Annotated in this window: 20 protein-coding genes; 7 read left to right on the top strand and 13 right to left on the bottom strand. The window is 67.6% G+C overall.

Annotated elements, in window-relative coordinates:
* Positions 1–135 precede the first annotated feature (135 nt).
* Both ACFQU3_RS10705 and ACFQU3_RS10700 read right to left on the bottom strand, forming a co-directional pair.
* Positions 136–597, bottom strand: coding sequence for a plasmid replication, integration and excision activator (locus ACFQU3_RS10705; protein ID WP_385909507.1), 462 nt, complete (start codon positions 595–597; stop codon positions 136–138).
* A 107-nt stretch (positions 598–704) separates the two neighbouring features.
* Positions 705–1,451 (bottom strand): GntR family transcriptional regulator, encoded by a 747-nt coding sequence (locus tag ACFQU3_RS10700; RefSeq protein ID WP_385909505.1) that lies wholly within the window; start codon positions 1,449–1,451, stop codon positions 705–707.
* Between the two features lie 72 nt (positions 1,452–1,523).
* Between ACFQU3_RS10700 and ACFQU3_RS10695 the strand changes: the two genes are divergently transcribed.
* Positions 1,524–2,618: a DUF1152 domain-containing protein gene (locus ACFQU3_RS10695; protein ID WP_385909503.1), complete on the top strand. Its 1,095-nt coding sequence runs from the start codon at positions 1,524–1,526 to the stop codon at positions 2,616–2,618.
* A 41-nt stretch (positions 2,619–2,659) separates the two neighbouring features.
* Here ACFQU3_RS10695 and ACFQU3_RS10690 read toward each other — a convergent pair whose 3' ends face one another.
* The 5 genes from ACFQU3_RS10690 to ACFQU3_RS10670 form a co-directional block, all read right to left on the bottom strand.
* Positions 2,660–3,133, bottom strand: coding sequence for a hypothetical protein (locus ACFQU3_RS10690; RefSeq protein WP_385909501.1), 474 nt, complete (start codon positions 3,131–3,133; stop codon positions 2,660–2,662).
* Complete coding sequence (locus ACFQU3_RS10685; RefSeq protein WP_385909500.1) at positions 3,126–3,500, bottom strand: helix-turn-helix domain-containing protein; 375 nt, start codon at positions 3,498–3,500, stop codon at positions 3,126–3,128. Before ACFQU3_RS10685 ends, ACFQU3_RS10690 begins: the two co-directional genes overlap by 8 nt.
* A 79-nt stretch (positions 3,501–3,579) precedes the next feature.
* The gene (locus ACFQU3_RS10680) at positions 3,580–3,801 is read right to left on the bottom strand and encodes a hypothetical protein (protein ID WP_385909498.1); all 222 of its coding nucleotides are present in this window, start codon (positions 3,799–3,801) and stop codon (positions 3,580–3,582) included.
* Between the two features lie 584 nt (positions 3,802–4,385).
* Positions 4,386–5,168, bottom strand: coding sequence for a hypothetical protein (locus ACFQU3_RS10675; protein WP_385909496.1), 783 nt, complete (start codon positions 5,166–5,168; stop codon positions 4,386–4,388).
* 25 nt (positions 5,169–5,193) lie between these two features.
* A complete protein-coding gene (locus ACFQU3_RS10670; protein WP_385909494.1) occupies positions 5,194–5,604 on the bottom strand; it encodes a hypothetical protein in 411 nt (136 codons plus the stop codon).
* A gap of 286 nt (positions 5,605–5,890) precedes the next feature.
* Here ACFQU3_RS10670 and ACFQU3_RS10665 point away from each other — a divergent pair, with 286 nt between their 5' ends.
* A complete protein-coding gene (locus ACFQU3_RS10665) occupies positions 5,891–6,400 on the top strand; it encodes a hypothetical protein (protein WP_385909492.1) in 510 nt (169 codons plus the stop codon).
* A 124-nt stretch (positions 6,401–6,524) separates the two neighbouring features.
* Here ACFQU3_RS10665 and ACFQU3_RS10660 read toward each other — a convergent pair whose 3' ends face one another.
* Positions 6,525–7,109 carry a hypothetical protein gene (locus ACFQU3_RS10660; RefSeq protein ID WP_385909490.1) on the bottom strand — a complete coding sequence of 195 codons (585 nt, stop codon included), beginning with the start codon at positions 7,107–7,109 and terminating at the stop codon, positions 6,525–6,527.
* Between the two features lie 738 nt (positions 7,110–7,847).
* On the opposite strand from ACFQU3_RS10660, the gene ACFQU3_RS10655 reads away from it, so the two are divergent.
* Positions 7,848–8,315: a DUF4429 domain-containing protein gene (locus tag ACFQU3_RS10655; RefSeq protein ID WP_385909488.1), complete on the top strand. Its 468-nt coding sequence runs from the start codon at positions 7,848–7,850 to the stop codon at positions 8,313–8,315.
* A 641-nt stretch (positions 8,316–8,956) separates the two neighbouring features.
* Here ACFQU3_RS10655 and ACFQU3_RS10650 read toward each other — a convergent pair.
* Together ACFQU3_RS10650 and ACFQU3_RS10645 are read right to left on the bottom strand one after the other, a co-directional pair.
* Positions 8,957–9,457, bottom strand: coding sequence for a hypothetical protein (locus tag ACFQU3_RS10650; protein ID WP_385909486.1), 501 nt, complete (start codon positions 9,455–9,457; stop codon positions 8,957–8,959).
* Positions 9,458–9,731: 274 nt separating this feature from the next.
* Positions 9,732–10,187, bottom strand: a complete 456-nt coding sequence (locus ACFQU3_RS10645; RefSeq protein WP_385909484.1) for a hypothetical protein — start codon at positions 10,185–10,187, stop codon at positions 9,732–9,734.
* A 236-nt stretch (positions 10,188–10,423) separates the two neighbouring features.
* Here ACFQU3_RS10645 and ACFQU3_RS10640 point away from each other — a divergent pair, with 236 nt between their 5' ends.
* Positions 10,424–11,431, top strand: a complete 1,008-nt coding sequence (locus ACFQU3_RS10640) for a hypothetical protein (RefSeq protein ID WP_385909482.1) — start codon at positions 10,424–10,426, stop codon at positions 11,429–11,431.
* Positions 11,432–11,601: 170 nt separating this feature from the next.
* Entirely contained in the window at positions 11,602–12,291 is a 690-nt protein-coding gene (locus ACFQU3_RS10635; protein ID WP_385909480.1) for an ANTAR domain-containing protein, read from the top strand.
* A gap of 15 nt (positions 12,292–12,306) precedes the next feature.
* Here the strand turns inward: ACFQU3_RS10635 and ACFQU3_RS10630 are convergent, their stop codons facing one another.
* The 3 genes from ACFQU3_RS10630 to ACFQU3_RS10620 are packed head-to-tail and all read right to left on the bottom strand — an operon-like array spanning position 12,307 to position 17,910.
* Positions 12,307–14,868, bottom strand: coding sequence for a polynucleotide kinase-phosphatase (locus tag ACFQU3_RS10630; RefSeq protein WP_385909479.1), 2,562 nt, complete (start codon positions 14,866–14,868; stop codon positions 12,307–12,309).
* Positions 14,865–16,346 (bottom strand): 3' terminal RNA ribose 2'-O-methyltransferase Hen1, encoded by a 1,482-nt coding sequence (locus tag ACFQU3_RS10625; RefSeq protein WP_385909477.1) that lies wholly within the window; start codon positions 16,344–16,346, stop codon positions 14,865–14,867. Before ACFQU3_RS10625 ends, ACFQU3_RS10630 begins: the two co-directional genes overlap by 4 nt.
* Before the next feature lie 52 nt (positions 16,347–16,398).
* Positions 16,399–17,910 (bottom strand): FAD-dependent oxidoreductase, encoded by a 1,512-nt coding sequence (locus ACFQU3_RS10620; protein WP_385909475.1) that lies wholly within the window; start codon positions 17,908–17,910, stop codon positions 16,399–16,401.
* 140 nt (positions 17,911–18,050) lie between these two features.
* Between ACFQU3_RS10620 and ACFQU3_RS10615 the strand changes: the two genes are divergently transcribed.
* Together ACFQU3_RS10615 and purN are read left to right on the top strand one after the other, a co-directional pair.
* Positions 18,051–18,740: a helix-turn-helix transcriptional regulator gene (locus ACFQU3_RS10615; protein WP_385909473.1), complete on the top strand. Its 690-nt coding sequence runs from the start codon at positions 18,051–18,053 to the stop codon at positions 18,738–18,740.
* A 98-nt stretch (positions 18,741–18,838) separates the two neighbouring features.
* Positions 18,839–19,468, top strand: coding sequence for a phosphoribosylglycinamide formyltransferase (purN, locus tag ACFQU3_RS10610; protein ID WP_385909471.1), 630 nt, complete (start codon positions 18,839–18,841; stop codon positions 19,466–19,468).
* Positions 19,469–19,748 lie beyond the last annotated feature (280 nt).

The raw sequence follows: 19,748 nt of genomic DNA, 5'->3' as shown, positions 1-19,748 counted from the left end.
CGGCAGGCTGACCATCTGGCAGCATCCGCATCCCGAACGCCACACCGGCGACGAAGACGGTCCAGCGCAGGTGCCGCCACGTCCACACCACCACACCCCAGACCACCGCCCACACATGAGCGGGAACCCGGTGCATCAGGCCGCCCCCTTCGAAGCAGCCGACCCGCCAGCCGACTGACCGGCCGACTGACCGGGGGCGACCATGCCCTCAGCCCGGAAGGACCACACGATCCGGGTGCGGTCGTGGCCGTCCTTGTCCTTGCTGCCCGTGTACTCGACGTACGGCAGCGCCGTCAGCCCGACGAACTCGACAGGCGTCCACGGGAACGGCGTCTTGTTCTCCGGCGGCACCGGCTGGTGCTTCGCCGCGATCTTGATCGTGACCGCAGTGTCCTTCTTTCCGGCCTCGTCGTCCGCGTCGAGGATCAGCACCTGCCACAGCGGCAGGCCGGTGTCCTTGTCGATCTGCTGCGGACGGGACCCGTCCGGGCGAGCCGGTGCGTTGAAGTCCGCCACCGCGTCGACACCGCCCTTGAGGAACGCCATCTTCGGGAACACGTCGTCGTGCTTGACCCCGAACCGCTTCTGCATAGCCATGTCTGTGTCCTCTCATCGGTTGCTAGTGGCATATACCACTTGCAACAGGGTGGCATATGCCACCTGTCGGATGCAAGGCCGGTCGGCGAGAAGGTGGCACCCGATGACTACAAGAGGTCGTAACGCTGTTCGTGAGTCCAGCGGCCGGGTGGATAGACCGCCTCGACGAACTCCAACGGCTCATCACGCTGGTCAAACACGGTGTGCTCGACGGCCAGCACAGGCGCGGTCACCTTGGCTAGCTTCATAGATCGGGCGTCCTCCGCGCCAGCTGCACGCGCCGACATCCGGTCCCGGGCATACGTGGCCTGACGACCTGACGCCTCTTCGACGTAGGCCACTGTCCCCGGCCGGATGCGCTCCGTCGATAAGAGGCGCGGCGCAGTCGCGGCCAAGGATGCCGAGAACCACGACGTCGAGACTTCGACGGGGACGTCGCCCTTCCAGATGACACGGCGACGACGGATCGCCGCAACCTTCGGACCGATCCGCAACGCGTTGGCGACATGCTCGGGAGGGCGTTCCACAAGTTCGGCCGACACGATCTCTGCCCGTTCGCCGTCACTGTAGATCCGGCCGGCGTTTCTCGATCGCTGATACCGGTCGCTTGGTCGACGGCTAATCGCCAAGTCCGCCACGAACGTTCCCGACCCCTGCACGGAGTAGACCAAGCCCTCATGACGCAGCAACTCGAGGGCCCGCGTGGCGGTCGGCCGCGAAATTCCATACTCAAGCGCGAGGGCTCGCTCGCTGGGGATCTCCTCCCCCGGAGGGAGCTCGCCGCCGAGAATGCGCTTGCGCAACTGCTCCGCAATCTCTCGGAACTTCGGCAACGTCGGCGCCTGGCCGTTCACGACTGTCTCCTCGTCTGGTTAATACCACTTCAGGGTAGAGGGTCGCACCGTGCCCGCGACACAATCAGGGGCATGACGACATTGTTCGTGGCGGCTGGAGGAGGCGGGGACTCCGTCGGGGTGCTGCTTGGCCGACGGGTTCTTGACCCTGAAGCGGAAGGGCCGGCCCTGATCACGACTTGCGCTTGGGAGCGTCTTCGCGTCGACCCCCTACCGGGACCGCGGCCTGTCGAGGGATTCTCCGGGCTGGGCAGCGTCGGGGGCCTCGCGGTCGAGGTGTTGCCAAATTCAGACACCATCCCGTCAGGCCGGTCCATGCTCCCCCGGGTGACCGCTGAAGTAGATGCCCGGATCTTTCTGCATGACTTCAACGACGGCGTGCGTGGCCTGACGCAGCAACTTCGAGCACTCGCGACGGCCGTCGATGCCGACCGGCTCCTCGTTGTCGATGTGGGCGGCGACATAGTTTCGACCGGCACCGAGCCGGGTCTGTTGAGTCCGCTGGCCGACTCCATCACGCTGGCAGCCGCGCTTTCGACAGGTCTTTCGACGTCGCTCGCGGTGCTTGGGCCTGGCGCAGACGCCGAGCTGAGCGAGGACGACGTGATCGCCCGGCTCAACCAGGTTGGGGGACGGCACGAAGGCAACATCACCCTGCCGGACGTGAAGCCGATACGACCCATTCTCACGTGGCACCCCACCGAAGCATCAGCCCTGGTCGCAGCGGCGGCGCTTGGCGCACGGGGCGCTGTGGAGATGCGGCGAGGAAGACGTCCAACGCCGCTAACCGAGATCGGCGCCGAAGTTTGGCTGATCAAGACGCCGCGCCTCGAGGACTTCCCCCTGGCTCTGGCGGTTGCCCATACGGAGCACTTGGACCAGGCCCGCCGCATCCTTGCGACTCTCGCTGTCGATGAAATCGCATACGAGGAGGACAAGGCCGGGCGGTTGCGGGCGACGGTCGAGGCTCATCCAAAGCACGTTTCAACCATTGCCGCGGAGGCCATCGGGAAAGGTGCCACGCACATCACGACGCGGCGTCTGCTCGAACAGTTGAACGTCGCAGCGCTGGACGATGACCCGGTTCGTGGGCAACTGGCAGCGTCGAGCTCTCGTTTCGCGGGTCTCTGGGACCTAGTGGGCCTCGACTCCGCTCGCTCTGACTGAGCAATCGAAGTCGTGCGTGGCGCACTGCGCTTCAGTCAGACCTAGGTTCGCTCTGTCTCAGGGTCGCTCGGCTTCAGGCTGGTCGGCTCGGGAGTCATCGTAGGAAACGTGATGTTAGCGCCGTGACCAGCATTCAGGGCGCGGCCATGGATCACGAAGACGTCCCACAGCGCGTGCGAACCCCACGGGCCATACGTCGCGATCAACTCATGATCGGACAACTTGAGGAGTCCAAGATCACGGCACTGCAGGTACAGCAGTGCGCTCGCCCCGCAGACCCACTCGCCGGAACAAATCTGGAACTCTGCCAGCAGGCCGAAGTACCCGGTCGGAGACTCCTCGGGCTCGTCTGCCCTCGCCACACTGATATCGAACTTGTAACCCTCTGGCTTGTGTGATGGCTGAATGACGCTTCGGAGCAGATTGATCCCTCCGGGCATTACCGCCGGCGCGCCATCCGGCCACTCGAACCAGTCAGGGCCATGCGGCAGGCTGACCTGAAGCGACTCAGCCACGGCCTCGACTTCCGACAAGCACGACTGAGGCTTGTGCCCATGCTTCATATGGGTCGTCCGCTAGGTGGTCGACGACGACCTCACGGTTGCGGTCGAACGGTGCCACGGTATGACTGATCATCGCGCGCACCGCGTGGGCGTAGCGACGCAGCGTAGACAGGTGTGGATCGCGGTCACCGTGTTCAATCCGAGCAACCGCACCTTGGGAGATGCCCATGCGGTCGGCGACCTGCGCTTGGGTCAAGCCCCTCTGCCGCCTGACGTCGACCAGGTCCTTGAGGAGCTTGTAGTGGCTCTCAACCAACTCATCCGCGAGGATCGCAGACGGATCGTGCGGATCAATCCCGAGTAGTTCGTCCAGATTCATCGTGATCCTCCCTCCCAGCCGTACATGACCTTGGCGTCATAGTGTCATACAGACCGACGAGAAATACGAAATCGTGAGATCAGAAACCATGTTGGTCCGCCCGGAACTGGGCGGTCCGGGCATGTTGGGTCTGCTCGTCCAGGCCGATCGGCCCCGGACTCTTCCACACGAGGTACAGAAGGAGCAGCATGTCCGACTCATGCTCCGGCTCTGTGAAGTAGATCCGAACGATCCGACTGGAGCCGTCCTCGCCGAGGTACTGCTCGAGCCGCAGTTCGAGGACCACGCTCGTGCAACTCATGAAGTCCACGTCGCACGGGCCACCGCCAGATGGCCGAAACTTCAGCGCCCCGGCCTCTGCCCGCCTCATCTTTGCCTTGATCTCAGCCAGACAGATGGCTCGATCTGACTCCTTGAGCCCTTCGATGAGCTGCTGCTGCTCGTGATACCAAGTTGTGCCACCACTAGCTGCCCGATACAGCGACCATCGTCCGCCGCCCTCAGTTCCTCCGCAGCTCCGGCATCCAGGCGGCTGGGCGAGTCGCACAACCGCCCTTCGCCCCCGCGACCCCGAACTCATGGGGCTGATGGTGCCACGCAAACCGCTCATCAGTAGCAAAAGACCTACGACAGAGTCATCGTCGCGCGTGGCGACACCCTGTACTTCACCGCGGCGCGGTCCATCGCCTCGACGGATCGGCGGTCTTGGCCGCCGGCGGTTCAGTCCAGTTCTGGGTGCAGGGCAAACGGCTGCCCGAGCACGAGTTGTCCGCTCGTCGGCTTGGGGACCGCCCGACGCTTGGCGGGACGCTCTGCAGGAGCAGCTCCATGCCTCCCCTGACCTGGCGGTTTCTCACCACCAGGCCTCCGCCCTCTAGGAGGTCGTCAGATTCCCTGCCTCTCAATCGAAGGGTTCTCTTTGCGCATCTCGTCGATAAGCGCGTGCAGCTGACGCAGCTCCTCAAGCTCGGCGGGCGTTGCCTGCGGCAGCTCGTGGGGGGAGTCTCCAGCCGGCTCGATCCCGGCAGGTTCTTTCACGGATGCGGCCGGTCGCTTGGGTTTCGCAGCTGACCGGCCCGGCTCGGCACTCTTGGCCCACCCTCGCGCAGCAGTACCGATGTCACTGCTGAGGCCGCGCGTCGCCGTACCGAAGTCTCGGAACAGAGCGTTGTGTGACGCGGCCTCGTCCAGGCGCGCCTTGATTTCGTCGGCTTCCCGGAATGGGATCAGGGCCCATCTCGCAAGCTGATCCACTGACGACCGGACGGCGATGACCTCTGGGTCCATCCTCATCAAGAACTGAAGGCGATCCGCCAACTGGTGCCCAACTCGTCGCTGACCTTCTGCAAAAGAAGCCAGGGCGGCCTGTGCTGCAGTCACCTCAGGGTTTACCTCTGGATCAGGCTCGTGCTCGAGATGGGGCCGAAAGTAACCCACGTCCCGTCTACCTGCCAGCGCTGCTGCCATCAAAGTACGGACGACGTACGTCTGCGCGGCAAAGAGAGCGCCCGCCTCCTCGTGAGCGTCCGCCAGGATCTGCGCAGCCCGGAGCCGGGCCTCAGCCTCGATCGTGTTTGCGTCATCTTGCGCCGCATCGAGCTCTTGGTCGGCCTGATCGGGCGCATGATCTGTGGCCCTAGCGCTGCCTTCGCCCTCGGGTTCGTTCACTCTTCGGCTCCTCGCTCGCCGATCATCAGGTCGGAGTCCCAGACCCGGCCGTGGGGCCACTTGACCTGGCCGCGACGTTCTGCAGTGCGGCCGCTTTGCGTGCCGCAATCATTTGTCCGACGCCAATAAGCATCGCATGCTGTTGCTGGGACAGCTCAAGACGCCTCAGGGACTCAATGATCCGTGTCACTTCCCCGGTCGCCAGGGTGTCCCCATAGGTCGACAGCCACGCGATCGCCTGAGTCATTCGCTCTGCTTCAGCTCGAAGCCTTGCCTGGCGCCGGGTCTCCTCCAGCTGGCTCGCGTTCGTTCGCTCCGTCGACTCCCGAGTCTTCTTGGCGGCGTTCCACGCAATCCCGGCAGCAATGACGGCCGCGATCCCAGCGGCGCCCGGCGACGTGGCGAACCGCTCCAAAAAGGCCCAAAACTCCTGCATGCGTTCCGACCCCCAAGAGGCTCACTCTTCCTACGCACTGCGCAGCCTAGGGGTGTCGCCCACCGAATCGCCGGGTAGCGATCGCCGGACCCGCACGCACACGCAAATGAGTCTGGATCGACCCAATGATGTGTCGCACACAAATCAGGTGCAGTACATCTGTAGACAGTGCCAGATCAACTGGCTATGGTGATGCTGCACGCAGACGCGAGCCCCTCTGGAGCGGCACCAAGGTTTGCCATCTCTCGGCCGCTCCAGGGGGACCAGCAACAGAAAGAGTAGATCAATGACCGACAAACACCCTGCGGCCCGCGTCGTCATCTCGACTGACGTGACCGCTTGGACGCCGCAGCAGCGTGACCAGCTGTTCGCGGCCATCGCGAAGATCGAGTTCGACTCGAACGGTTCGCAGGACGTGGACCTGAGCGCCGCGGAGAGCACGGGCTGGACGCTCGACGCATACACGGAGCTCATGACCAGGCTGCTCAGCAAGTACGGAGTCCAGGGCATGGTGATCAACGAGGCCTGTAAGAACGGCAGTGGCTATGTCGACCGCAACACCGTGTACAAGCTCGGCAAGTACACCGACGATCGCTCGCTCAAGGGGTTCACCCGGCCGGTGAACCGAATCCAGAAGGAGCTTGTCCTCGCTGGAAAGCTTCCCGAGGGCGCCGCCGATCTGTTGGAGCCCGACTATGACCCAAAGGTCAAGTCGTATCAGCGGGCTCCCGGCTTCCGGGTTCCCCTCGAGGTGGTCAAGCTGCTGCAGGACCACAACAGGCCCAAGGCCGACTAAGCCGTGAATAGCTAGGGGCGACGCGGGAGTGAATCATCATTCCCGCGTCCTCCGTTGACGAACTTCCTTGGCAGCAACGCCGACTTTCCCTACTACCAAGCGAGTTCGGCATTCAACCCTGGACTCATGTCAGGTTCGGACTGCTGGGCCCCGCCCCGATCGCGGCGCGCGTGCGCGCCTTCATGCGCTCGACGTAGTCCGGTCGAGCCTTGAGGGTCAGCTCGTAGATCGCGTCAATTGCAGCCTTGAGACCAGACAGCGCAACGTTGGGCTCAATGTAAGTGGTCCGTCGCCGTCCGCCCTTGTAATTGACGACGGCGATCGCCCCGGCCTGCACCTCAGGAGAGATGTCTGCCCAGTTCGCCGCCTTATGGGCCAGCGCGTTCCGGATCACTTGAGCCTGGCGGGTCAGTGTGTGAGCTTTGCTCGTGGGATCCACCCGGCGCACGATGAGCTCGAGGAATTCGACCTTGACGTTAACCGACATGATCTCGGGCAGCAGCCCGTCAGTCATGTCCTCGCGTTTGCTATCGGGAACCTCGAGATACTCCGTGATCAACTCGTCCAGGTTGAGCTCGAGGTCCATCCACCTAGACAAGTACGTACCACGTAGCGCCGCGGCCTCCGTGCGCATGTTGCGGCCGCCGGTGTACTTCTTGAAGTCCTCGGCGATCTGGTCAAGGGCGTCGTCTTCATGGTCGTCCTCCATCCAGTGATGGTCGCACCCCTGTGGTGGCATGGCCCCCTCCCCCGCGCTAACGGGCGTCGGCCCCGGCTAGTTCGGCGCCCTCCAGGAGTCATGCCGCGTCGTTGTCGAGCTGCTCGTCGTTCCTACGGCCGACCGATCCTCCGACGAACGAGCCATGCAGTGCAACGCCGGCGTGCGAAGGGACGGTGGGCCGCCGCATCACCCAGCCGAGGCCCAAGTCGCGGTGCGTTGGCCCGGACCCAAGGGTGTGCCGAGGTTGTGCTGGAAGTGGGCGCCGCCGCGGTACTTCCCGGTGAGGACTTTCTGTACTGGCTCAAGCGCGCCTCCGGCGCGAAGAAGCGCGGGGCCCCGCGATGGGGACCCCGCGCTCCGGCGCTGGCGCGCCTACGCGCACCCCACCGCACCCCGCGCTACTGGAGCGCGGGCTGACGCTCGAGCAGACGAAGTCGACCGCTTGCCGCATATGGAGACCTCCCTGTCCTCCCGAGACTCGTCCAGGCGCGCAAGTTCGCCAAGGGTGGCCATCGCTGCACGATGGCTTCGGGTCACACATGACCCAGCCGCTCCGTCCAGTTGCCCTGCTCTGCTGTCGAGTCGAAGGATTGCGCCGGCCGGACCAACCGACGGTGGGAGCGACACGACAATGTGGACGGGCGATGTCCTGACAACTCCAAAACGAGGGTGTTCAATGCGCAGGTAGGTCACCTCGGCTTCGCATGGCATGACAGGAGAACTCTCGTGGAGGTCAAAGGTCACAACGGCACGGTCGACTTCGATGGCGACTTCGTCACGATCAGGCGCACCGGGTTCCTCGCACGCGCATCCATAGGCAAGGGCGAGAAGCGCATCCCCCTCGGGTCCATCACCGCAGTGCAGTGGAAGCCCGCCGGCGCAATGATGAACGGCTTCATCTCGTTCACCCTTGGTGGAGGCAACGAGACACGGTCCCGGTTCGGCTCCCAGACAGTCGACGCCACCAAGGACGAAAACAGCGTCATCTTCGTCAAGAAGCAGATGCCAGACTTCGAGGCGCTCAGGAACGAGGTCGAGCAAGCAATCGCCGCACGACACCGACCCGCCGCCCAGACCCCGGCCACACCTGACCACTTGGCCCAGCTCAAGCAGCTCGCCGAGCTCCGCGACGCGGGCATCCTTTCCGAAGAAGAGTTCGCCATCAAGAAGGCCGAGATCCTCGGGCGCCTCTGACCGCTCGGCACCCTCTCGCACGGAGGCGGTCGACCATGCCACCCGGCAATTGGGCTGAGGTTCAGGCGCTGAGGACGAGGGGAGCCCCAGCCGTCGCGTGCCTGGCCGGCTCCCACGGAGGACCACTGCCCACCTCGAGCGGGTGGCGGCGTGGACGGCCCGCTCGGCTGGCTTCTCGGTGCGCCTTCTGCGCGGGGCCTTCCAGCCCGACTCGTCCGGATCACTGCGCCGACCCGCGTGGCGCATTTGTGGCACACGGCATCCCAACCGGTCGCTGCGGGGACCCCAACAACGGCAAGCGATCACGCACACGAGCACCCACTGCAGGACCCCCGATAAGAGGCCGCATGCGGCTCCTAAAGCGGGTGTCGCAAGTTCGAATCTTGCCGGGGGCACCACACGTTTTTGCGCAGGTCAGCGCATGTTTTCGCTGCGTTTTTGCGCCATCAACGGGAGCGCTGATCCCAACCGGGTGCCAGCGAGATGCCGGACAGCCTCGTCGAACCGCGAGGAGCCGTTCATCGACGTGCTGGTGGCGCGTTCCTGACAGTCCAGGGGTCGAAACGAGCATGGGGCGCCCATCCGGTTCGGATGGGCGCCCCATCTGCGTCCACAGGAGCGGGCAGGTCCTCCAGGTGCGGTCAGGAGGTGTACGCCTCTGCCGTGAGGCAGCGGGCGGCGATGACCCCGGTCTTGCCGAGGGCGCCGCTGATCCGCCAGTAGGGACGGATCGTGTGCACGCCGGCGGGGACGTACATGACGACCATGCTGTGGCGCGTCTGCCAGTACTCCGTGTGGTTTGCGAAGTTCTGCGCACCGGGCGTCTGGACGCCACCGAGGTCCACCCGGTAGCCGAGGCGGATCTCCGCGAGGGTGCTCACTCCGGCGTCGGCGTTGAAGTTCACAACCACGTAGCGGCCCACAGCGCCGTTGTTGATGGTCACCGCTGAGTTGACCGGCCGCCAGCCGTTTGCAGGGGTGTTGCTGGCGGCGTCGAACGCGCACGACTTCTGCGGGATGGGAATGGCCTGCGCGGCAGGAGTCATCATCGTGGCCGAGATCCCGGCGCCGGCGAGCACGACGGCACCCGCAGCGAGGGCCCGCTTCCTGGTCCGCGACATGGTGGAGAGAACAGAGGACATCACACTCACCCTTCCTGGTACGTGCCCGGGGCGATCGTCTCGGGCGGGTGGCGCCTGCTGGCGCCCACACCGGTTCAGAAGGGCCAAAGAGGCCAAAAATACGCGGTCCGGCAGGTCACCTTGCGTCCACGGGCGGGAAGCCGAAGTCCCGTCGGTACTGACTGGCATCGGAGCAAGACCCAACCGTCAACCACACGTCGGTCGTGGAACTGCTTGTTCGACAGCGTTTTTGACGCGCTCGACAACGCGCTCATGGGGTCCATGGTGGCAGCCGTCAGGCGGGTGGCGTCCCGAGCTTGGCCAGCGCCTTGCGCATCGAGGCGGCAACGGGCCTGCCGCGGGTGAGCTGGATCAGGACCGTTGCCAGCCGTCCCGTGAGGGAGGTCGGCGTACGGTTCCAGATGACGTGGATACGGCTGCCGCCCTTGTCCGTGGGCGCGATCCGGGCCGAGACGAAGCTGCCCGGGGCACAGAAGTTGCTTTCCTGAACGGTCCAGGTGACCAGGTCACTCGCGGACCAGTCGTAGTGCTCCTTGGCCCAGATGTTGCCGCCGGGCATCCTGCTGCCCTCCTTCACGTCCGCGAACGTGTCGCCAATCGTGTAGACCTCAAAGAGGCTGGGCTCCAAGCCCGGCCAGATCTCCGGCCGCCGATCGGAGAAGTCCAGCAGGCCCGCACGCACAGCCTCGGGCGACGCGCTCGTCTCGATGTCCAGCTCCACCTTCGGCATCCGCGGACTCCTTCGACAGCAGACTCGACGCACCACAAGCGTCAAGCGGCCCTCCCAACCTACCCGCAAGCGTCGGAATCGCCTGTGGTTCCGGACTCCCCAAGAGCCGCACGAGGTCCTCCTGTCGCCTGCGACGGACGTCTGGAGTCGCAGATCCGTACCACCCCGTCACCGCAAATCGGTGGTGTGATGCGTGGCGGCGGACGAGCATGATCAGCGTGTTGAGGGATCAGAGGTTGCCCCTTCAGGGCGGACTGCCCATGGACGCGCTCGGCGGCGCCGTCGTGGAGATCGCCTGCGACGAGTCGGGGTTCTCCGGCAGCAACCTGCTCGACGTGGCCACCCCGGTCTTCACGCACGCGAGTGTCGATCTGGGTGTCGACGAGGCGGCTCAGCTCCTCCGTGCGCTGCGGTCGGGATCGCGAAGGCCCCTCGAAGAGGTCAAGTCCGGGCAGTTTCTCCGCGGCCCGCATTCGGGCGAGGCGTTGGAGTGGTTGCTGGCGGCGCTGAGCGGGCGAGCGCACGTCCACGTGGTCGACAAGGAGTACTTCCTCGTCACCCGGATCGTCGACCTGTTCCTGGTCGAGCCCTCCTATGCGGCCGGCACTCGGCTGACCCAGGCCGACCGTCGGGCCGCCCTCACCCTGTATCGGGCTGGGCGCGCGAGCGGCCCCGACTGGAGTGTCTTCCTCGGGGCCTTCGTCGAGCTGGTCCGGACCAAGAGGAGGCATCGGCCGGATCGTCGCGCCTTGGAGGGCTTCTTCCAGGCGCGGGACTCGTTGGCAGCTCGGCTCGGCGACGGTGCCGACGGGGTGCTCGACGGGCTCACTCGCAGCCGGGTCCGGGCCGTTGTGAGCCGGCTGGCCCACGGGGACCCGTCGATCCCGCCACCGCTGGAGCCGATGCTGCCGGCGCTGGCGGAGACCGTCCTGTTCTGGAGCGGCGGCCATCGGCAGGTGCTGGTGATCCACGATGAGCAGAGCGCGCTCACGGCCGGTCGACTGAGGCGCCTGCAACAGGTCCTGAGCGACAGCACCGACTCGGCACCGACGGCCGACGCCGAGGCCCGACCGGTTCGGATGTCGCCGTTCGCTGGGCTGGTGACGGTCGACTCGCGAGACGATCCGCGGGTTCAGGTCGCGGACCTGCTGGCCGGGATCGCCCGGCGGTCGCCGAGCCTGGGCGAGGATGACCTGCTCCAGCCCTTCCTCTCGCCGACCTCACTGCGAGATCCCGAGCACTGACGACTGTGGCCCGAGCCACGAGGTGACGCGAGCCGGTGACGCTGACGTGCGTCCACCGAGCCATGGGCTCTCGTCGTCGGCTACCACTCCCCTGGTGCACGTCCTACTGTCCAGATATGGCCCGTGACCTACAGGACGGACGCGGAGAACCTTCCGCGCAGAACGAGGGCTTGGCAGTCGATCACGACCAGCTGGCACGGGACCTGAGCGCCTTCGCCCGCCGTGTCGAGGCCGAACGCAGCCCGGGGCTCGTTCTCGACGACATCGTGCGAGCGGCCGTCGAGCTGGTCCCTGGCGCTGAGGAGGGTTCGATCAGCCTGGTCACCGGGAAGTGGGACGTCACCTCCCGACACCTGCTGGGCGGGCTTCCCGCCCAGGTCGACGCCTTGCAGGTGGAGACCGGCCAGGGTCCCTGCCTGGACGCCGCCTACGAGCACCAGACCGTGCGGGTGGCTGACATGACCGTGGAGGACCGGTGGCCCGAGTTCGCCTGCAGGGCAGCGGCTCTCGGCGCGATGAGCATGCTGTGCTTCCAGCTCTACGTCGAGCGCGACGACCTCGGCGCCCTCAACCTGTACAGCCGCACACCGGGCAGCTTCGACGACGAGTCGGAGTACGTCGGGTTGCTCTTCGCCAGCCATGCCGCGATCGCGTTCGCCGACGCCGAGAAGGTCCGCAACCTCAAGATCGCCGTGGAGCGGCGAGACCTGATCGGGCAGGCCAAGGGGATACTCATGGAGCGCTTCAAGATCACGCCCGACCACGCCTTCAGCATCTTGGTGAGCGTGAGCCAGCACACCAACCGGAAGCTGTTCGACGTGGCCGAGGAGCTCGCAGCGACCGGACGGATCACCCCATGACGCACGACGACCTGCTCACAGGCGCGGGTCGACCGGCTCCGACTCGAGGGCCAGGACGGCGAACACCGGCTCGTGCACCCGCCACAGCGGTTCGCCCCGGGCGAGCCGGTCCAGGGCCTCGAGCCCGAGCGCGTACTCACGCAGGGCGAGCGAACGCTTGTGGCCGAGGTTGCGGTCCCTGAGCCGTTCGAGGTGCTGGGGTGAGGTGTAGTCGGGTCCGTAGATGATCCGCAGGTACTCGCGACCGCGCACCTTGAGACCGGGCTGCACGAGGCCCCGGTGCGTGCGCATCAGGCCCGCCGACGGCTTGACGACCATCCCCTCGCCGCCCGCCCCGGTCAGCTCGTCCCACCAGGTGACGCCTGCTGCCACGGACTGCGGGTCGGAGGTGTCGACGACGAGGCGTCGAGTGCTGCGGAAGGTCTGGGGGTCGGCGGCGACGAGCCGGTCGGCCTGCTCGAGATGCCAGAGGTGGCCGCGGTCGTGCCAGGTCCGGCCCTTGCCCGCGAGGAGCTGGAAGGGGGCCAGCTGCACGCCGTCGAGCCCGTCGACCGCCCAGCAGTAGCGCCGGTAGGCGGCCGTGAAGGCCTCTGCGTCGGCCCGCCGCTGGGAGGTGCGTTCGAGCAGGTCAGCGACGTCGAGCCCTCGCCCGCGGGCGCGCTCCAACGCCTCGACGGCCGCCGGCAACGCGGCGCGGGCAGCAGCGCCGACGGCGGCATACTGCTCGCGCAGCAGTGCCTCCGCCTTGAGCGACCACGGGAGCAGCTCCGCGTCGAGGAGCATCCAGTCGGTGCCCAGCTCCTCCCAGAGCCCGGCGGAATCGACCGCTGCACGCACCCGGGAGAGCAGCTGCTCCGTCAGCGCCGCGTCGAGGAACGAGCGGCCGGTGCGCGTGTGGATCGCTCCGGTCTCACCCGCGCCCGCCCCGAACCGCCGGACGGCCGTGTCCGCGTCGCGGCACACGAGCACGACGGCCCGCGAGCCCATGTGCTTCTCCTCGCACACGACGTCGCGGACTCCCGCATCGGCGTATGCGGCGAACGCCTCGTCGGGGTGCTCGAGCACGTCCGGACGCTTCGAGGTCGCGACGGGCGCCATCGTCGGGGGCAGGTAACCGAGCCACCGTGGGTGCAGCGCGAACCGGCTCATGAGCTCCAGGGCGCCGGCGGCGTTCTCGGCGCGGATCGAGATGCGGCCGTGATGCGCCGTCTCGACGACGCGGCGACCGAGCACGTCGGCCAGGTCGAGGTCGTCACCACGTGCCGCTGAGTCCCTCGCCACCTCGGTCGAACCAGCGACGGGGAACGGCCGGGCCGGCTCGTACCAGACCTGCTCGGCCGGCACCTGCACGACCTCCTTCTCGGGGTAGCGCAGTGCCGTGAGGTGGCCGCCGAAGGCGCAGCCCGTGTCGAGGCACATCGTGTTGTTGACCCACTCCGGCTCGGGTGTCGGGGTGTGGCCGTACAGCACCATGGCGCGGCCCCGATAGTCGCGTGCCCACGGGTAGCGCACGGGCAGCCCGAACTCGTCGGTCTCCCCTGTCGTGTCACCGTAGAGCGCGAACGAGCGCACGCGCCCGGACGCCCGCCCGTGGTAGGCCTCCTTCAGGCCGGCGTGGGCCACGACGAGGCGCCCCTCGTCGAGGACGAGATGCGAGACGAGGTCGTAGCACCAGTCGCGCACAGCCGTGCGGAACGTGGCCGGCTCGTCGTCGAGCTGCGCGAGAGTCGTCTCGAGACCGTGGCTGACCTGCACCCGGGCACCGTCGAGCGCACGGACGAGCTTGTGCTCGTGGTTGCCCGGGACAGCGAGCGCGTGCCCGGCCGCCGTCATGCCCATCGCAAGGCGCAGGACGCCCGGGGTGTCGGGACCGCGGTCGACGAGGTCGCCCACGAAGACGACGCGTCGTCCGTCGGGATGGGACGCGTCGACGGCCCTGCCCCCGTCGTCGCGCTCGAGGACGTAGCCCAGACGCGCGAGCAGGGCCTCGAGCTCAACGCGGCAACCGTGCACGTCGCCGATCACGTCGAAGGGGCCGTGCTCGTCGCGCCGGTCGTTGAGCAGCTTCTCCCGCATGACCTCGGCGGACGCGATCTCGTCCACTCCGCTCAGCACGTAGACCTTGCGAAAGCCTTCCCTCCCAAGGCCTTTCAGCGACCGACGGAGCTGGTCATGGTGGCGCTTGACGACATGCGCACCGAAGTCACGATCAGGACGCGAACGGTTGCGCTCCACCGCGACCGACACCGGCACATCGAGGACGATCGCCACCGGGAGCACGTCATGCGCCTTGGCCAGCTCGACGAGCTGGCGCCGGGCGTCCTTGGAGACATTGGTCGCGTCGACAACCGTGAGGCGTCCAGCGGCCAGGCGCTTGCCCGCGATGTAGCCGAGCACGTCGAAGGCGTCCTTCGAGGCCGCCTGGTCGTTCTCGTCGTCGGCCACGAGTCCGCGGCAGAAGTCGCTTGAGATCACCTCGAACCTGCCGAAGTGCTGGGCCGCGAACGTCGACTTGCCCGACCCCGAGGCGCCGACGAGCGCTACGAGGGCGAGCTGCGGAACGGCGATGCGCGTCATGCCGCGCCCCCGTCGACCGAAGGGCTGTCATCAGGGGGTCTCAGCGACGAGGCCGCTCGCCGGAACAGCCCGAGCTGGGTGGGTGGCCCGAGCAGCGGGTCCTCGTCGCCGACCGGACGCAGCTCGACGGCATACCCGTAGCGCTCGGCGACGCCGGAGGCCCAGGCCGCGAACTCGGACCGCGTCCACTCGAACCGATGGTCCGGGTGACGCATCGTGCCCGCCGTGAGGCTCTCGTAACGGACGTTGTACTCGGCGTTGGGGGTCGTCACCACGACCGAGGCCGGCCTGGCGTGCCCGAACACACTGCGCTCGAGCGCGGGCAGCCGGTCGAGGTCGAGGTGCTCCACGACCTCCATGAGGACCACCGCGTCGTACCCCTCCATGGCTCGGTCGCGGTAGGTGGCCGACGACTGCCGCAGGGTCAGCCGGCCCCGCACGCTGTCCGGCATCCGCTCGAGCGCGAGCCGCCGCTCGGCGCGCTCGAGGGCCCCGGCGGCCACGTCGACGCCGACGACCTCGGTGAAGGTGGGGTCGGCGAGCAGCTCACGGAGCAGGGCGCCCTCGCCGCACCCGAGGTCCACGACGCGGTGGGCACCGACGTCGCGTAGCGCGCTCAGCACCGCGGCGGCCCGCAGCCGGACCAGCGAGGTGGGCGGCTCGGGCTCGGACCCGTCGGCTGTCGCCGCCGCGTCGAGCTCGGACGCGTCCGAGGCCGTGTCGTCGAGAGCCTCGAGGCGGGCCGTGGCGTCGGCGACGAACGAGCGCTGGTGCCGGAGGTAGCGTCGGGTCACGAGGTCTCGTTCGGGGTGCGAGGCGAGCCACGCGCCGCTGTTTCGCACCAGCTTGTCCACCTCGTCGGTGCTGACCCAGTAGTGCTTGGCGCCGTCGAGGACTGGCAGGAGAACGTACAGGTGGCTGAGGGCGTCGGCGAGCGGCATGGTGCCGTCGAGCACGAGGTCGACGTAGCGAGAGTCGCCCCAGGCGGGCACCTGCGGGTCGAGCGCCACGGTGCGTGCCGTGACGTTCCAACCCAAGGGGGTGAAGAGCCGTCTTACGAGGTCTGGGCCGCCCGAGCAGGGCACGGCCGGCACCGCGATGCGCAGGGGGAGCGGCACACCTTCGAGATCCGGCCTGGCCGCGCAGCGGCCCTTCAGAGCGGTACCCCACACCTTCCCGAGCGCGACCGCGAGCATCGACGACGCGGCATACGGCCGGTCGTTGACGTACTGGGCGAGGGCGAACGCGTCGCCGCCGAACCGCTTGCCACGGACCAGTCCGATGGGGTCCACCTCGAGCAGCAGCGCTGCGGTGCAACGGTTTTCGCTGACCTCGGGGTAGAAGACGTGTGCGGTACCGACGGGTAGGTCGAACGCCTGGACCCGGTCTGGGTGCTTGTGCAGGAGGTAGCCGAGGTCGCTCGCTGCCACATGTCCCGTGGCGGACTCGGTGGCGTTCGTCGTGATCGTCAGCAGCACGCGCACAGCCTATGTACGCGGCACTCGAGGATTCAGGTCAAATTGCTCGCGTTCACGGCTCCACCGGGAGCTCGACCTCCTCGAGCGGTTCGACGGCGGGGCCGTTGAGGATGGAGCCGTCGGCGTCGAACCGGGAACCGTGGCAGTTGCAGTCCCAGCTCGTCTCGGCCGGGTTCCAGCGCAGGGGGCATCCCAGGTGGGTGCAGGTCAGGCGCACCGCGTGCAGGTCGCCGTCGGGATCGCGATAGGCGCCGACGGTGTCACCGTCGACGTCGATCAGGCCGCCGTGGCCGGGCTCGAGCTCGTCGGCCGGGATGGAGCTCAGGCGCGCGACACGGCCACCGACGAACTCCTTGCCGACCTTCAGGTTGTCCTTGATGAGCTCGCCGATGCCCTTCGCGTCGCCGATTCGCGTCGCGTCGAAGGTCGGCAGCCAGGCGTTGTCACGGCCGGCCAGCAGGTCGGCCAGCATGAGTGCGGCGGCGGTGCCGTTGCTCAGACCCCACTTGTGGAAGCCGGTCGCCACGAGGACCGTGCGGCTCGTCGGGGAGCGTCCGACGTACGGCAGCCGATCGGGCGTCGAGTAGTCCTGGGCCGACCAGCGGTAGTCGATGGCCTCGACGTCGAACGTCGACCTGGTCCACTCCTCCAGATCGGCATACTTCGCCTCCGTGTCAGGTTCCGCGCCCGTCTCGTGACCGTTGCCGACCACGATCAGGCCGTTGGGGCCGGGCGTGGGCCAGGGCCGGGTCGATCGCGTCGGTGAGTCGATGGAGATGGTCATGCTGGCGGGTGCTGGCGCGGTCAGCCGTGCAGCCAGGCCGTAGGACCGCGACGGGCGGGTCTTGGCGAAGTAGCCGCCGGTCACACCCAGCGGCAGCAGTGTCGCGACAACGACCTGGTTGGCCCGCACCTTCGCCGTGTGTGTGGTGAGCTCTACTGTCCCGTCGGGCTGTTCGTCGATGGCGGTCACCCGTGTGAGTTCGAGCACCTGACCGCCGGCCGCGGTCACGGCGGCCGCGAGCCCGCCGAGGAACCGGCCGGGATGGAGGTGGATCTGGTCGTCGAACCGAACAGCGGCCACGATGTCGAACGGCAGGTCCGTCTCGGCGGCCAGCGCCGCGGGAAGCCCCAGCCGGGCGGCGGCATCGACCTCGGCCTCGATCTCGGCGAGCTGGTCCGGCTGGCGTGTGTAGGTGTAGGCAGGGGCACGGGTCAGGTCGCAGTCGATGCCGAGCTCGTGGACCAGGGCGGTGACCTTCTCCAGGCCGGCCTGGTTCGCGTCCGCGTAGCGCCGTGCGTCCTCCTCACCGTGCCGCCTGACCAGGTCGGCGTAGAGCAACGAGTGCTGCGAGGTGACCTTTCCGGTCGTGTATCCGCTCGTGCCGGAACCGACCCGTGCGGCCTCCAGGACGGCGACCCGGGCGCCGTCGCGCTGCGCGAGCAGCGCGGTCGTCAACCCGACCCAGCCACCACCCACGACTGCCACGTCGACCTCGAGATCCGACTCGAGCACCGGATACCGCGGCAGGTCCGCCGTCGCCAACCACACGCTCTCTCGCATCACTGCTCCTCCATGGGCGGCCTCGGTGCGCCCGAGGCGAGCGTCGAACCACTCCTGAGCGTTGGAGCAGCACCCGAACCTGCGCGCAGGCTCGGAAGGCCCCAGCCGACCTGTTTGACCAGTACCCATTGGTGTTAGAGATGAACATGCGCATCGAACGCGGACTGCCCGGCCTGAACCGACTGGTCCGCGCCCTCGGCGAACCGACTCGCCGAGCCGTCTACCTGGCCGTCGAGGACGCCCGGCGGCCGATGACGCGTGCAGCGGTGGCCGAGACGCTCGGCATCAGCCGCCGGCTGGCCGCGTTCCACCTCGACAAGCTGACGGAGGAGGGGTTGCTCGACGTGCACTACGCCCGGCCGGACGAGCGGCCCGGCGGCCCGGGCGCTGGGCGATCGGCGAAGTGGTACCGCGTCGGGGCGGTCGAGTTCGACCTGACCATCCCGCCTCGCCGGACCGACATCGCTGCGCGAGTCCTCGCCCTCGCCATGGAGGAGCTCGGCCCCGATGGGCCGCACCGCGAGGCGCTCCTGAGGCGGGCACGGGCCTGCGGTACCGCGCTCAGCCGGGCGCACGAGCCCGGCGCCAGCCTGACGGATCAGCTCGGTCGGCTGGGCTACCAGCCGGAGCGCCGCTCCGACGGTGTCGTCGAGCTGCGCAACTGTCCGTTCCACCAGATCGTCACCGTCGCACGCGACACCGTATGCACCATGAACCACGCGCTGCTCGCCGCCTACGCCGAGGAGCAGCGCGAGCCTGTGGCCGCCGCGCTCGAACCGGCCGACGGACGCTGTTGCGTCCTGCTGAGACCGCGTCCAAGCCGCACCTGACGATCCTGCGTCCTCGGCGCGCGTGCGGTTCGATGTCGTTGGTCGGCGTCCGGCATCGGCACCAAGTGGTCGTCGGGCAGTGGCGATAGGTTGTCGCCGTGGTCAGCGCTCCCGAGCCCATCGTCGTCCTGGCGTCCGGGGCCGGTTCGCTGCTTGATGCCCTGCTTCGTGCCAGCGACGACCCGTGCTACGGAGCCACGGTCGCTGCGGTGGTCACTGATCGCGCCGACACGGGCGCCCAACGGCTCGCAGAGACTCGAGGCATCCCGACCCATGTCCTGCGCCTGGTGGACCACGAGACGCGCGAGTCGTGGGACGAGCGCCTCACCGCGATCGTCGCGGCATACGAGCCGACCCTGGTGATCTCGGCCGGGTTCCTCAAGCTTGTCGGTGCGGGGTTTCTCCACCGCTTCGACGGCCGCTACGTCAACTCGCACAACGCGCTGCTTCCCTCGTTTCCCGGCATCCATGGTCCGGCTGATGCGCTGGCATACGGCGTGAAGGTCACGGGGGCGACGCTGTTCGTCGTCGATGCCGGTGTCGACACGGGCGTCATCGTGGCGCAGACCGTCGTGCCGGTGGACGACGGTGACACCGTGGCCACGTTGACCGAACGGATCAAGGCGGCCGAGCGGCCGCAGCTCGTCGAGCACGTAGGGCGAATGGTGCGAGAGGGCTACTCGATCGCGGGCCGGAAGTGCATCATCGGGCCGGCGGGCTCGGTGTAGACCGGCCCGGTCCGCCCGAGGAGGTCGCTGGGCAACTCGGCCATCACGGCCAGGGCTCAGCGCACCCCACGCTCCGACCCGCGCGTCGCCCGAGGAGTTCGACGATTCGAGGAGTGCCGGCGTGAATGCTGCGTAGGCTCGCGGTACTTGGTGGATGATGTGATCCAGCTCCGCGTCCGGCCGGGCCACTGAGGTGTCCCGGGCCGACACCGTGGAGTGCAAGGGCCGGCGGGGCGGCCAGGATGCGACCTAGCTCGACTCACCCTTCAGGCCGGGAGGC

This window comes from Terrabacter sp. GCM10028922, from assembly GCF_042666095.1.
GTDB lineage: Bacteria > Actinomycetota > Actinomycetes > Actinomycetales > Dermatophilaceae > Terrabacter.
Note: the sequence above shows the minus strand (reverse complement) of the source record. Positions and strands in the feature narration are given on the sequence as shown.